General features: G+C 61.7%; 11 protein-coding genes. 7 read left to right on the forward strand and 4 right to left on the reverse strand.

Features of this window, described 5'->3' with window-relative positions:
- The first annotated feature begins 137 nt into the window (after positions 1–137).
- Genes ACWFVE_RS09955 through ACWFVE_RS09980 form a run of 6 tightly spaced genes read left to right on the forward strand, consistent with a single transcriptional unit; the run spans position 138 to position 5,986 of the window.
- On the forward strand, positions 138–2,969 hold the full coding sequence (locus tag ACWFVE_RS09955; protein ID WP_447529115.1) for a monovalent cation/H+ antiporter subunit A: 2,832 nt from the start codon (positions 138–140) through the stop codon (positions 2,967–2,969).
- A 1-nt stretch (position 2,970) separates the two neighbouring features.
- Positions 2,971–3,303 (forward strand): Na+/H+ antiporter subunit C, encoded by a 333-nt coding sequence (locus ACWFVE_RS09960; protein ID WP_447529116.1) that lies wholly within the window; start codon positions 2,971–2,973, stop codon positions 3,301–3,303.
- Positions 3,300–4,811: a monovalent cation/H+ antiporter subunit D gene (locus ACWFVE_RS09965; protein ID WP_447529117.1), complete on the forward strand. Its 1,512-nt coding sequence runs from the start codon at positions 3,300–3,302 to the stop codon at positions 4,809–4,811. Before ACWFVE_RS09960 ends, ACWFVE_RS09965 begins: the two co-directional genes overlap by 4 nt.
- Positions 4,808–5,305, forward strand: coding sequence for a Na+/H+ antiporter subunit E (locus ACWFVE_RS09970; RefSeq protein ID WP_447529118.1), 498 nt, complete (start codon positions 4,808–4,810; stop codon positions 5,303–5,305). The genes ACWFVE_RS09965 and ACWFVE_RS09970 overlap by 4 nt, the downstream gene beginning before the upstream one ends.
- Positions 5,299–5,568, forward strand: coding sequence for a K+/H+ antiporter subunit F (locus tag ACWFVE_RS09975; protein ID WP_447529119.1), 270 nt, complete (start codon positions 5,299–5,301; stop codon positions 5,566–5,568). The genes ACWFVE_RS09970 and ACWFVE_RS09975 overlap by 7 nt, the downstream gene beginning before the upstream one ends.
- Before the next feature lie 31 nt (positions 5,569–5,599).
- Positions 5,600–5,986 carry a Na+/H+ antiporter subunit G gene (locus tag ACWFVE_RS09980; RefSeq protein WP_447529120.1) on the forward strand — a complete coding sequence of 129 codons (387 nt, stop codon included), beginning with the start codon at positions 5,600–5,602 and terminating at the stop codon, positions 5,984–5,986.
- A 56-nt stretch (positions 5,987–6,042) separates the two neighbouring features.
- On the opposite strand, the gene serB is transcribed toward ACWFVE_RS09980, so the two are convergent.
- From serB to pgi, 4 genes are all read right to left on the reverse strand, one after another.
- Positions 6,043–6,960, reverse strand: a complete 918-nt coding sequence (gene serB, locus ACWFVE_RS09985; RefSeq protein WP_447529121.1) for a phosphoserine phosphatase SerB — start codon at positions 6,958–6,960, stop codon at positions 6,043–6,045.
- Between the two features lie 3 nt (positions 6,961–6,963).
- A complete protein-coding gene (gene parC, locus ACWFVE_RS09990; RefSeq protein ID WP_447529122.1) occupies positions 6,964–9,216 on the reverse strand; it encodes a DNA topoisomerase IV subunit A in 2,253 nt (750 codons plus the stop codon).
- A 6-nt stretch (positions 9,217–9,222) separates the two neighbouring features.
- Positions 9,223–11,118, reverse strand: a complete 1,896-nt coding sequence (gene parE / locus ACWFVE_RS09995) for a DNA topoisomerase IV subunit B (protein ID WP_447529123.1) — start codon at positions 11,116–11,118, stop codon at positions 9,223–9,225.
- Positions 11,119–11,276: 158 nt separating this feature from the next.
- Entirely contained in the window at positions 11,277–12,968 is a 1,692-nt protein-coding gene (pgi, locus tag ACWFVE_RS10000) for a glucose-6-phosphate isomerase (protein ID WP_447529124.1), read from the reverse strand.
- A 103-nt stretch (positions 12,969–13,071) separates the two neighbouring features.
- On the opposite strand from pgi, the gene cmoA reads away from it, so the two are divergent.
- Complete coding sequence (cmoA, locus tag ACWFVE_RS10005) at positions 13,072–13,815, forward strand: carboxy-S-adenosyl-L-methionine synthase CmoA (RefSeq protein ID WP_447529125.1); 744 nt, start codon at positions 13,072–13,074, stop codon at positions 13,813–13,815.
- Position 13,816 lies beyond the last annotated feature (1 nt).

Below are 13,816 nucleotides of genomic sequence, written 5' to 3' on the forward strand. Positions count from 1 at the left end.
TTTTTAATTAACCCACTAATACTAAAGCCGCAAACCCCCTCGACAAATGGTATTCTCCCGCGGTCTGTTTACACTGTTTCAGCTGGAAAGCGCCTAGCGCGCAATGCCACGTTCTATACCTTGTGCTGGATGCCCCAATGACACTGCTTTGGATTGTTTTACTCCCCTTACTGGGCGTGCTGATGCCGGTCATCGCTGGTAAACGCTCGCGTTTGACGTGCTCACTTGCCACCGCCATCGCGCCGGCCATTGCGCTGGGCTTGACGCTTTGGCAGATCCCGGCACTCAGTGAAGGCCAGCCGCTGCGGTTTTTCGCCGAGTGGCTCCCCGAGCTTGGCCTTGCACTGGCCTTTCGCCTGGACGGGTTGTCGCTGCTCTTCAATCTCTTGATTTTGGGCATTGGACTACTGATTCTGCTCTACGCCCACTTCTATCTTTCGAAAGAGGAGCCGGTGGGGCGTTTTTACAGCTTCTTGATGCTGTTCATGGCATCGATGGTGGGAATTTCGCTCTCCAATAACTTATTGCTGCTGTGGCTCTTTTGGGAGCTTACGAGCCTATCGTCGTTTCTTTTGATCGGCTTTTGGTCCCACCGCAACGATGCCCGTAAAGGCGCGCGCATGGCGCTGACCGTGACCGGCGCAGGCGGGCTTGCCCTGCTCGCCGGGCTTTTGCTGCTGGGCAGTATCGCCGGCAGTTTCGACATGGACACGGTACTGGCAAGTGGCGCGATGATCGTCGAGGACCCGCGCTATCCGGTCATGCTCGGGCTGATTCTGCTCGGCGCGTTTACCAAATCCGCGCAGTTTCCGTTTCATTTCTGGCTGCCCAACGCCATGGCCGCGCCCACGCCGGTCTCGGCGTACCTGCACTCGGCCACCATGGTCAAGGCGGGTATATTTTTGATGGCGCGCCTGCACCCGGCGCTCGCGGATAGCGTCCTGTGGCAGCTCGTGGTTCCCGTGGTGGGCATGATCACGCTGATTTACGGCGCCTGGTTCGCGTTTTTCAAAACCGACTTGAAGGGCATACTCGCCTACTCGACGATCAGTCATTTGGGGCTGATCACGGTGCTTTTGGGTATCGGCAGCCCCATGGCGGTGCTGGCGGCGCTTTTCCATATCATCAACCACGCGGCCTTCAAGGCGGCGCTTTTCATGATTGCCGGTATCATCGACCACGAAGCGGGTACCCGCGAGCTCAAGCAGCTTGGGCGGCTAAGAAAAAGTATGCCGGTCACCGCCCTGCTTCTGACACTCGCCGCCGCCGCCATGGCCGGGGTGCCGCTGTTCAACGGCTTCATCTCCAAGGAAATGTTCTTTACCGAGACCCTGGAGAGTCCGCTTTTGGGTGGGCTTAGCTGGCTGATACCGGCGCTGGCGACGCTTGGCGGTATTCTTTCGGTCGGATACTCGGTGCGTTTGGTGGTGGCGGTGTGCCATAAAGAGCCGCGTCAGGCGTCCCCCAAGACGCCGCACGAGCCGCCGTACTTGATGCGCCTGCCGGTGGAAATCCTCGTGGGTATCTGCCTGCTGGTGGGTATCCTGCCCGCCTTCATGGCGACCGGGCTGCTGGATCTGGCCACGCAAGCAGTGCTGCAAGCGCCGCTCGATTTTCATCTATCGCTCTGGCACGGCTTTAACCTGCCGCTATTGATGAGCGTGATCGCCTTTATAGTCGGCGCGGCGCTTTACTGGCGTCATCACGATCTACGCCGCTTTACCAGCGGCTTCGCACCCATGGATGCCAGCCGTATCTTCGAGCGCACCGTGGTTAGCCTGGCGCACCGCTGCGAGCTTTTGATCACCGCCTGGGACGGCCAGTCGCTTCAGCGCTATATGGGCTGGCTGCTGCTGGCGACCCTGGTCATGGGCGCGATGGGGCTTTCGCAAATCACCGAGCTGACTGGCGAGCTTGGCAACCAGCCAGTGGACGGCATCGTGCTGTTCGGCGCCTTGATGCTGATTTTTGGCGGCCTGGCCACCGCCGTGACCCACCGCTACCGGCTGATATCGCTTTTGATGCTCTCGGTGGTCGGGCTTTTCGTGGCACTGACCTTCGCGCGTTTTTCGGCGCCGGACCTGGCACTGACCCAGCTCTCGGTCGAGGTCGTGACCATGATCCTTTTGATGTTGGCGCTGTTTTTCCTGCCGCAAAAAACGCCGCCGGAATCCAGCCCCAAGCGTAACCTGCGCGATATCCTGCTGGCCGGCGCGGTCGGCGGCGTGGTGGCGAGCCTCAACTACGCGGTGATGACCCGCGAAACGCTCTCGATTTCGCAGTTTTTCATGGAGAACAGCGTGCCCGGCGGCGGCGGCCATAACGTGGTCAACGTCATTCTGGTCGATTTCCGCGGCTTCGATACCCTGGGTGAAATCACCGTGCTGGCGCTGGCCGGTCTTGCCATTTTCAAACTGTTGAATCGGCTTAGGCTGTTCATTCCACACAGCGACAGCGAAGGTCGCCTCTGGTCGCCGGACCGCTACCCGGCGATTCTTACCTCGATTTCGCTGGCGCTTTTACCGCTGGCCCTGCTGGTGTCGGCGTTCATCTTCATTCGCGGGCACAACGAGCCCGGCGGCGGCTTTATTGCCGGTTTGATTACCGCAGTCGCGCTCATCCTGCTTTATATGGCCCGCGGCGTGGAATGGGCGCAAGAGCGCCTGGACTTCCCCTTCCAGCCCGTCGCGGTGGTGGGCGTGGCCGTTGCCACCCTGACCGGCCTGGGGAGCTGGCTGTTCGGTCACCCGTTCTTAACCTCTGCCTTTAGCTATTTCAGTCTGCCGCTGGTGGGCAAGTTCGAGCTGGCCACGGCGCTTTTATTCGATCTAGGGGTGTACCTGGCCGTGGTCGGGGCAACGCTGATGATTCTGGCAAACCTTGGCAAGGTGACCACCGCGCACCGCCCGGTGGTCAACGCCACGAAAGACGACAACACCGCGGCGGCAATCAACAAGGAGACGCCCTGATATGGAAACGCTCTACGCAATCACCACCGGCGTTCTCAGCGCCAGCGGGCTCTATCTAACGCTTAGAGGGCGTACCTTTCCCGTGGTGGTCGGCCTGACCCTTTTATCCTACGCGGTGAACCTGTTTTTGTTCTCGATGGGCGGGCTGACCTCCGATGGAGCCACCATCGTTCACGGTGAAGGCACCTATGCCGACCCGCTGCCTCAGGCGCTGGTTCTCACCGCTATCGTGATCGGCTTTGCGATGACCGCGTTCGTGGTGATTTTGGCGATGCGCGCGCGCAGCGAGCTGGGTAACGACCAGGTAGACGGCAAGAAGGAAGACCGCGAATGATGCAACACCTTGTAGTTTTTCCCATCGTGGTGCCCTTGATCGCGGGCATTTTGATGCTTTATCAGCGCCAGGGGCTGGTGCGCTTCAAACGCGTGGTCAGCGTAGGCGCCACTGCGCTTCTGGTGGTAGTGGCCGCCGCCCTGGTCGGGCGTGTCTCCAGCGGCGAGATCCTCTACTACGCGCTGGGCGACTGGCAGCCGCCGTTTGGTATCGTGCTGGTGCTGGACCGCCTCTCTGCGCTGATGCTGCTGCTGACCTCCGTGCTCGCCCTGGGCGCGGTGGTGTTCGCCTGCGCCGGCGACGATGAAAAAGGCAGCAACTTCCACGGCCTGTTTCAGTGGCAGCTTTTGGGTATCAACGGCGCCTTTTTGACCGGCGACCTGTTCAACCTGTTCGTGTTTTTCGAGGTGCTGCTACTGGCCTCCTACGCGCTGCTACTGCACGGCGGTGGCAAGGCGCGTATTCAGTCCGGGGTGTATTACGTCGTGCTGAACCTGGCGGGGTCGTCGCTTTTTTTGATTGCCGCGGGCATCCTTTATGGCGCCACCGGCACGTTGAACATGGCCGATATGGCGATTCGCGTCGCCGAGCTTCCTGCCGAGCGCCAGGGCATCGTGACCGCAGGGGCGCTGATGCTGCTGGTGGTGTTTGGCCTGAAAGCCGCGATCTTGCCGCTCTACTTCTGGCTGCCCCGCGCCTACTCGGTAGCGCCGGCGCCGGTGGCGGCGCTGTTCGCCATCATGACCAAGGTGGGTATCTACGCCATTCTGCGCGTCTATCTCTTGGTATTCGGTGAAAGTGCCGGCGCGCTTGCCGCCCTGGAGCAGGCCTGGGTGTGGTGGCTCGGCCTTGCCACCCTCGTCGCATCGATGGTGGGCATTATGGCCGCCCAGGATCTTCGCCTGCTCGTTTCGTATCTTGTGCTGCTGTCGGTGGGTACGCTTTTGGTCAGCGCAGGAATGCGCAGCGAAGCGGGGGTCTCGGCGCTACTTTACTACCTGATTCATACCACCCTGATCACCGGCGGGCTCTTTTTGCTGGCCGAGATGATTGGCATGCAGCGGGGCAAGGCTGGCACACGGCTGGTGAAGGCACGCCCTTTGGTACAGGGCAAGGCGCTGGGGCTTTTGTTTCTTATCGGCGCGGTGGCCGTGGTCGGCGTGCCGCCGCTTTCCGGTGCTATTGGCAAGGCGCTGGTACTGGGCGCCGCCGAAGGCGCCCAGCGCCTGTGGCTCTGGCCGATTTTGCTGATCACGAGCCTGGCTTCGCTGATCGCGCTTTCCCGCGCGGGCTCGACGCTTTTCTGGCGCAGCGCCCAGGGAAGCCCGAGTGGCGCTAAACTTTCCGGGTTTCAGTGGTTCGGCGTGGTGTGGCTATTGAGTGCGGCGCCGCTTTTGGTGGTATTCGCCCATCCGGTGAGCGTTTATACCCAAGCCACCGCCGAGCAGCTCGCCAACCCCGAGCGTTTGACCGACACGCTTATTTCTGAATCACGAGGCCGCTTATGATACCGCCGCGTAAATGGCTACCCACGCCGGTCTTATCACTTTTGCTGCTGTTCGTGTGGCTTTTGATGGCGCGCAGCTACGCCCCCGGGCAAATACTGCTGGGTGGCATACTGGCGATCATCATTCCACTGGTGACCTACCGCTTTTGGGATACGCAGCTTCGCATCAAAAAACCCTGGATGCTGGTGCGTTTCATCCTTCGCGTGCTCAAGGATATCGTGGTGGCCAACTTCGAAGTGGCGCGCCTGGTCGCCAACCCCTGGAAGCGGCTCAAACCGCACTTCATCGAGTACCCGCTGATGCTGGAGGAGCGCTTCACCATCACCTTGCTGGCCAGTACTATCAGCCTGACCCCGGGTACGGTGTCCGCCAACCTGCGCCTGGACGGCCAATCGCTTTTGATCCATGCGCTGGATGTCGAGGACGAGCAGGCGCTGATCGACCAGATTCGCGAGCGTTACGAGCGCCCTCTCAAGGAGATTTACGAATGTTGAGCGTGGCTTTATACCTCACCTCGACCCTGGTGGTCATCGCGCTTTTGCTGAACCTGTTCCGGCTGATCATCGGGCCGGACCTGCCCGATCGGGTGCTGGCGCTGGACACCATGTACGTCAATTCGATCGCGCTGATCGTGCTGCTGGGGCTTTGGTTGGGCACCAAGACCTACTTCGAGTCGGCGCTTTTGATCGCCATGCTCGGTTTTATCAGCACGGTGGCGGTGTGCAAATACATTCTGCGCGGGGATATCATCGAATGAGCCTGTCAACGACTCACAAAGGAGCGCTTGCATGTCGTTTTTAGCCGAGGCGTTCGTCTCTGTTTTACTGCTTACCGGCGGCATTTTCGTGTTTATCGGATCATTAGGCATGGCGCACCTGCGCGACTTTTACATGCGCCTGCACGGGCCTACCAAGGCCTCTACCCTGGGTATCGGCTGCATGCTGGTCGCCTCGATGGGCTATTTTTGGGGGACGGATGGCCATATCGATATTCAGGAAATGCTGATTACGCTGTTTTTGTTCATCACCGCGCCGGTCAGCGCCCACCTGCTCGCCAAAACGGGCCTGCACCTGCGCGTCAGGCACGCTCAAAAAACCGGCGGCGTGCCCTTCGAGCTTCGCGACGAGGAAGTCGGCAAAAAGCCGGTGCCCCATCCGGACAAGGGCCACGGCTAAGCCTGATGCAGGCACAAAAAAAGCGGCGCTCGGCGCCGCTTTTTTTATAAGGCGTTTTAGCCCACCAGCTCCTCTTCCGAGTGACCCAGAAGATAAAGCAGGCCATCGAGCCCTGAGGTGGTCAGCGCCTGGCGGGCCTGGGCACGCACCACGGGCTTGGCACGAAACGCCACGCCCATGCCGGCCTGGGCCAACATCTTAAGATCGTTGGCCCCGTCGCCCACCGCCACGATTCGAGCAAGCGGCCACCCCTGGCGGCTGGCGATCTCGGTCAGCAGCGCGGCCTTGCGCTCGGCGTCCACGATCGGTTCCTGCGTAGCGCCGGTCACCTTGCCCGCCTCGACCACCAGCGCATTGGCATGCACCTCGTCAAAGCCAAGGGCGCGCTGCAGGTAGTCGGCAAAGTAGGTGAAGCCGCCGGAGAGAATCGCCGTGCGGTAGCCTAGTCGCTTGAGGTTGGTTATCAGCCGCTCGACACCCTGCATCAACACAAGCTCATCGGCGATGCTTTCCAGCACCGACTCGTCAAGACCTTCGAGCTTACTCATGCGCGCGCGAAAGCTCGCCTTGAAATCGAGCTCGCCCCGCATGGCGCGCTCGGTCACTTCCGCCACGGCTTCGCCCACGCCGTGGCGCTTGGCCAGCTCGTCGATCACCTCGGCCTGAATCAGGGTAGAGTCCATATCGAAGCAGACGAGCTTGAACGGCGCCTCGGGTTGGGTGTGAACGACGATATCCACCGGGTGGGCTTCACTCACCGCCAGCGCCGCCTCGCGAAACGCCTCCCACTGCGCGCTGTCGCCCTCGACCAGGTACTCGAGCGCGTCCTGGCTATCGCCATGGGCGGTATCCGCCAGGCGCCTGGCGCTCTGTTCATGCAGACCGAACCGCTCCTTGAGCTCGGCCACTGAGGATTCGATGGCCGGCGTCAAACGCGGCGCCAATACGGTCAAAAGTTTCTCACTCGATGCCACGACTCACTCCCCTGCCTCTAAACGGTCTACCTTTTGAAACCCACGGGGAAGCTTGCTGCCTCGCCGTCCGCGCTCGCCGCGGTAGTACGCCAAATCGCTCGCTTTCAACGTGAGCTTACGCTTGCCGGCGTGGATGACCAGCTCGGCGTTTTCGCCCACCACGGTGATGTCGCGCACGAACTCCTCGCGCCGCGCGGCCCGGGCGCCGGGGATATCGAGCATTTTGTTGCCCTTGCCCTTACTCATTTCCGGCAATTGTTCGAGCGGGAAGAGCAGCAGCCGCCCTTCGTTGGAAACCAGCGCCACCCAAAGCGCCTCGCCTTCCGGCACGGCGATGGGCGCCATAACGTTGCACCCCTTGGGCAGGCTGAGCACCGCCTTGCCGGCCTTGTTCTTGCCGGTCAAATCGCCCAGTTTAGCCATGAAACCGTAGCCGCCGTCGCTTGCCATCAGGTAGCGCTGGGTAGGCGGGGCAAGCATCATGCCGGCCATCTGGGCGCCGGCGGCCACGTTCGCCCGCCCGGTAATCGGCTCGCCCTGGCCTCTAGCGCTTGGCAGGTTGTGGGTGCTCAGGGTATAGGCGCGCCCGGTGTCGTCGATCAGTACCAGCGGCTGGTTGGTCTTGCCCCGGCTTGCCAGCTGGTAGCGGTCGCCGGCCTTGAACGAGAGCCCGGCGGGGTCGATGTCGTGGCCCTTGGCGGCGCGAATCCAGCCCTTCTCGGAGACCACCACGGTAATCGGGTCGGCGCCGAGTAGCTCGACTTCCGAAAGCGCCTTGGCCTCGCTTCGCTCGACCAGCGGCGAGCGGCGGGCGTCGCCGTGCTCCTTGCCGGCGGCGCGAATCTCTTTCTCGATCAGCGTGGTCAGCTTGGCTTCGCTGCCCAGAAGCCCTTGCAGGGTCTTGCGCTCTTTTTCGAGCTCTTCCTGCTCGCCGCGAATCTTCATCTCTTCGAGCTTGGCCAGGTGGCGCAGGCGAAGCTCCAGAATCGCCTCGGCCTGGCGCTCGGAAAGCGCAAAGGCCTCGATCAGCGCGGCCTTTGGCTCGTCCTCTTCGCGGATGATGCGAATCACTTCGTCGAGGTTGAGATACGCTGTCAGCAGGCCTTCAAGAATGTGCAGGCGGTCTTCCACCTTGCCCAGCCGGTGTTCCAGGCGCCGGCGCACCGTGGCGCGACGGAAAGTAAGCCACTCGGCCAGCATGTCCGGTAGCGCCATGACCCGGGGCCGGCCGTCCAGGCCGATCACGTTCATGTTCACGCGCACGTTCTTTTCGAGATCCGTGGTGGCGAACAGGTGCGCCATCAGGGATTCGACGTCCACGCGGCTCGAACGCGGCTCGATCACCAGCCGCGTTGGCTCTTCGTGGGTCGACTCGTCGCGCAGGTCCGCCACCATGGGCAGCTTCTTGGCCTGCATTTGGGCGGCAATCTGCTCAAGCACCTTGGCGCCGCTCACTTGATACGGCACCGCGGTGATGACGATATTCGCCTCTTCGCGCACGTACCGGGCGCGAAGTTTGACCGAGCCGCGCCCGGACTCGTAGAGCTTACGCAGATCCGCCGCCGGGGTGATGATCTCGGCATCCGTCGGGAAATCCGGCGCCGGGATGAATTCCATCAGGTCCGTGGTGGTGGCACCGGGGTTACGCAGCAGATGGCAGGTGGCCTCGACGACCTCGCTCACGTTGTGCGGCGGAATGTCGGTGGCCATGCCCACGGCAATGCCGGTACCGCCGTTGAGCAGCACGTGGGGCAGGCGCGCCGGCAGCACGACGGGTTCTTGCATGGTGCCATCGAAATTGGGCGCCCACTCGACGGTGCCCTGGCCAAGCTCGCCCAGCAGCATCTCGGCAAATTTGGAAAGCTTGGCCTCGGTGTAGCGCATGGCCGCAAAGGATTTGGGGTCGTCCGGGCTTCCCCAGTTGCCCTGGCCGTCCACCAGCGGGTAGCGGTAGCTAAAGGGCTGCGCCATGAGCACCATGGCTTCGTAACAAGCGCTGTCGCCATGCGGGTGGAATTTACCCAATACATCGCCCACGGTACGCGCGGACTTCTTGTACTTGGCGTTGGCGTTCAACGCCAGTTCGCGCATGGCGTAGATGATGCGCCGCTGCACGGGCTTCATGCCGTCGCCGATGTTGGGCAGCGCGCGGTCCAGAATGACGTACATCGAGTAGTCGAGGTACGCTTTTTCGGTGTAGTCGCGAAGGGACAGGCGCTCGACGTCGCCCTCCGCCACTTGAATATCCATGGTCATCGGGGGTTATACCTCAATGTCTGCGAGGTTGCCGTAATTTTCCAGCCACTGCTTGCGGTCGCCGGCGCGCTTCTTGGCCAACAGCATGTCCATCATTTCCATGGTGCCGTCGCCTTCACTGAGAGTGAGTTGGACCAGCCGGCGGGTTTCGACCGCCATGGTGGTCTCTCGAAGCTGCAGCGGGCTCATCTCACCCAGGCCCTTGAAGCGCTGAACATTGGGCGTGCCGCGCTTTTTGGCGAGCTGCTTGAGAATCGCCGCCTTCTCGCTTTCATCCAAGGCGTAGTGCACTTCCTTGCCCAGGTCGATGCGATAAAGCGGCGGCATGGCCACGAACACGTGGCCGGCGTCTACCAGTGACGGGAAATGGCGCACGAACAGCGCACACAAGAGCGTGGCGATGTGCAGGCCGTCCGAGTCGGCGTCGGCGAGAATACAAATCTTGTGATAACGAAGCTTCTCGAGATCGGCGCTTCCCGGGTCGGCACCGATCGCCACGGCGATATCGTGCACCTCCTGGGAGCCGTAGATATCGTGGGTTTCCACCTCCCAGGTGTTCAGAATCTTACCGCGCAGGGGCAAGATTGCCTGGGTTTCGCGGTTACGCGCCTGTTTGGCGCTGCCGCCGGCGGAATCCCCCTCGACCAGGAAAAGCTCGCTTTGCGAGGGGTCCTGGCCGGAGCAGTCGGCAAGCTTGCCCGGTAGCGCCGGCCCGGAGGTCACCTTCTTGCGCGCGACCTTCTTGGCCTTTTTCTGGCGGCTTTGCGCAGCGCTGATGACGAGCTCCGCGAGCTGCTCGGCCTGATCCACGTGGTGATTCAGCCATAGCGAGAAGGCGTCTTTAACGACATTAGAGACGAACGCCGCGATAGTGCGCGAGGAGAGGCGCTCCTTGGTTTGCCCGGCGAACTGCGGGTCGAGCATTTTCACCGACAGCACGAAGGAGGCGCGCTCCCAAAGATCGTCCGCGGTGAGCTTGATGCCCCGGGGCAAAAGGCTTCGATATTCGCAAAACTCGCGCAGCGCGTCCAAAAGCCCGGAACGAAAACCGTTGACGTGGGTGCCGCCCTGGGGCGTGGGAATCAGGTTGACGTAGCTTTCCAAAAGCGCCTCACCGCCTTCCGGCAGCCACTGGATCGCCCAGTCGACGCCGTGCTCGTCGTCGCTGAAGTGGCCGATGAAAGGCTCGGCGGGTAATACCTCGTAGCCGTCGGTGGCCTGGGCGAGATAGTCGCGCAGGCCGTCCGCGTAGGCCCACTCGGTTTGGGTACCGTCGGGCTCGACCAGGGTAACCTTGAGCCCCGGGCAGAGCACCGCTTTGGCGCGCAAAAGGTGTTTTAGCCGGCCCACCGCGAGTTTCGGGCTATCGAAGTAGCTCTCATCCGGCCAGAAGCGCACCAGCGTACCGGTGGCACGCTTGGCCGCCTTGCCGATCTCGTGAAGCTCGTCGGCCTTTTCGCCGTGTTCGAAAGCGATGGCGTGGCGCAAGCCGTCGCGGGTGACTTCGACCTCCAAACGACGTGAAAGCGCATTGACCACCGACACCCCGACCCCGTGCAACCCGCCGGAGAAGCGGTAGCTCGACGCCGAGAACTTACCGCCGGCGTGCAGTTTGGTCAGAATCAGCTCGACGCCGGACACGCCGTGTTCCGGGTGAATATCGATCGGCATGCCACGGCCGTTATCCATGACTTCGATCGCGCCGTCATCGAACAAAACGACATTGATGGCCGTGGCGTGGCCGGCCAGCGCCTCGTCGACGCTGTTATCGATGACCTCCTGGACCAGATGATTGGGCCGGGAGGTGTCGGTGTACATACCGGGACGCTTACGCACCGGCTCGAGCCCGGACAGGACCTCGATAGAACTCGCGCCGTACTGGGAGGCATCAAACTGGGTCATGTAACGTCGATTCCTGAGAAACAGTGCTAAGGCCGCGCCCAGGTGAACGGGCGCGGCGAAAAAAGGCACAGCATAGCGTAAAAGCAAACTACTGTATATCCAGCCATATCTAGCGCGGCGTTAAAGCCGGCGACGAGTAATCGCACACCCGTGGGCGTTTACTCCCCGCCCTGCTCTGCCGCCCAAAAGGCCTTGATGAGCCCCTGGCTCGAGGCGTCCAGGCGGCTAACATCGCCCTTGCCTTCCATGGTTGCCAGGGTGTCCTTGGCGATCTCCTTGCCAAGCTCTACCCCCCACTGGTCGAACGGGTTGATGTCCCAAATCACCGCCTGGACGAACACCTTGTGCTCGTAAAGCGCGATCAGCGCGCCCAGGGTTTTGGGCGTCAGCTCGTCCATCAGTACCGTGGTAGAGGGCTGATTCCCCCGGTAGCGCTTGTGCGCCGGAGGGGTGCCGTCTTCGTCGACGGCGTCGTCACCCAGCATCAACACCCGCGACTGCGCGAAGCAGTTGGCCAAAGAAAGGCGGTGCTGCGCCTTGAGCAGGCGCTTCGTGTCCGGGTCTTCGACCTCGTCGTAGCGCTTGAGCGGAGCGATAAAGTCGCACACCACCGGCTGAGTGCCCTGGTGCAAGAGCTGGTAAAACGCGTGCTGGGCGTTGGGCCCAAGCTGGCCCCAAAGGACCGGGCAGGTGGAGTAGTTCACGCTTTCGCCCTGGCGCGTGACGGACTTGCCGTTGGATTCCATCTCGAGCTGCTCGAGATAGGCGGCGAAGTACTCCAGACGCCCGTCATAAGGCAGAATCGAGTGGGCGCGAATATCCAGAAAATTGACGTTCCAGATACCGGCCAGCCCCAGCATGACTGGCAGGTTTTGATCGAGCGGCGCGTCGCGAAAATGACGGTCCATCTCGTGGGCGCCGGCCAGCAACGCGCGAAAGTTTTCCATCCCGACGATCAACGCGATGGGCAGCCCGATCGTGCCCCAAAGCGAATAGCGCCCGCCGACCCACTCCCAAAACATCAACTGGTGATCCGCCGCGATCCCCCACTCGCACATCTTCTCCGGGCTTGCCGAGACGCCGATGAAGTGTTGGCGAACGATCAATTCAGCGCTCAAGGGCTTGGCGCCGATCATTTCGTCGTGTTCGGCCAAACGGCCCAGCAGCCAGTCCCTGGCGGTGTTGGCATTGGAAAGCGTATCGATGGTGGTGAACGACTTCGACGACAAAATGAACAGCGTGGTTTCCGGGTTGAAGCGGGCGAGATAATCCGCCAACTGCGAGCCATCCATGGTCGAGGCAAAGTGAACCTCGACCGGGTGAATGTCCTCGGGCCGGTAGTCGGCTAGCGCGTGGGTGACCATCAGCGGGCCCAAATCCGAGCCGCCTACTCCCAAATTGACCACGTGGCGAATCGGTTTGCCGGTCGCTCCCCGCCACTGGCCCGCGTGTAGCCTTGCCACCAGTCGCTCCATCGCATCGAGGCTTTCGTGCACGGCGGTAACGACGTTGTCGCCCTCGACCTCAAGCGTGGCATCCGCGGGCAAACGCAGCGCGGTGTGCAGCGCCGGGCGGTTTTCGCTGGTATTGACCCGCTTGCCGCTTAAAAGCGCGTCGATCGCGCCGGGCACGCCCGCCTCGTCAGCCAGCGCCAAAAGGTGCTCCAGGGTGTCGTCGTCCCAGCGCTGCTTGGAGAGATCCAGCGTTAGCCCGTTGACCTCACGGGTGAACGTTCGAGAGCGGCTCGCCTCGCCAAAAAGATCCTTCAAGTGAATGCTTTCGAGCGCTCGAGCATGGCGGGTCAGCGCTTGCCACGCGGGTAGCGTGTCGGGAGTGTCGTGTTTTGCCAAAGCCGTTTCCCTCTTTTTGGCGGGTATCCTAAAGCCTGGGACTGTTGTGTTTTGCCGGGGCCGCGTAAACTACGCCCCCTCCACTTTTTAGCCTGGCTTGCCCATGAGTAACGCATCTTACCGTGACGCTATCTTTTCGACACCCCTTGACCGCGTAGCGCGCTTCTCTTTCGACGAGCAGGTAGTCGCGTGCTTCCCCGACATGATCCGCCGATCAGTGCCGGGGTACGGTCAGATTTTGGGCATGTTGAGCCTGATTGCACAGCGCCACCTGCGCCACGGCGCCCACGTGTACGACCTGGGCTGCTCGCTGGGCGCCTCGGGCCTGGCGCTGGCCGGCGCACTCCCCGCGGATGCGTTTCGCTATACAGGGGTCGATGTCTCCCCGGCCATGGCCGAGAAAGCCCGCCAGACGTTTCAGGACGAATGCCCCGACCACGCCATGACGGTGATCGAAGACGATATTCGCACCCTTGAGTATGCACCTTCGGGCATGATCATTTTGAACTTCACGCTGCAGTTTTTACCCCCGGCGGACCGCGATGCGCTGCTCGCCCGCCTGTACGCGGCGCTCGAGCCCGGCGGTGTTTTGATTCTCTCGGAAAAAACCGTCGACCCGGACGAGCGTGACAACGCCTGGCGAGTCGAGCGCTACCATGATTTCAAGCGCGCCAACGGCTACAGTGATATGGAAATCAGCCAAAAGCGCACCGCACTCGAGAACGTGCTGATTCCGGACTCCCTGGACGTGCTCCATCAGCGCCTGCAAACCGCCGGCTTCCCCCGGTCGATGACCTGGTTTCAGTATCTGAACTTCGCCTCATTGATCGCGTTCAAGGAGGCTTGAG

It is taken from the genome of Vreelandella mediterranea, assembly GCF_970647075.1.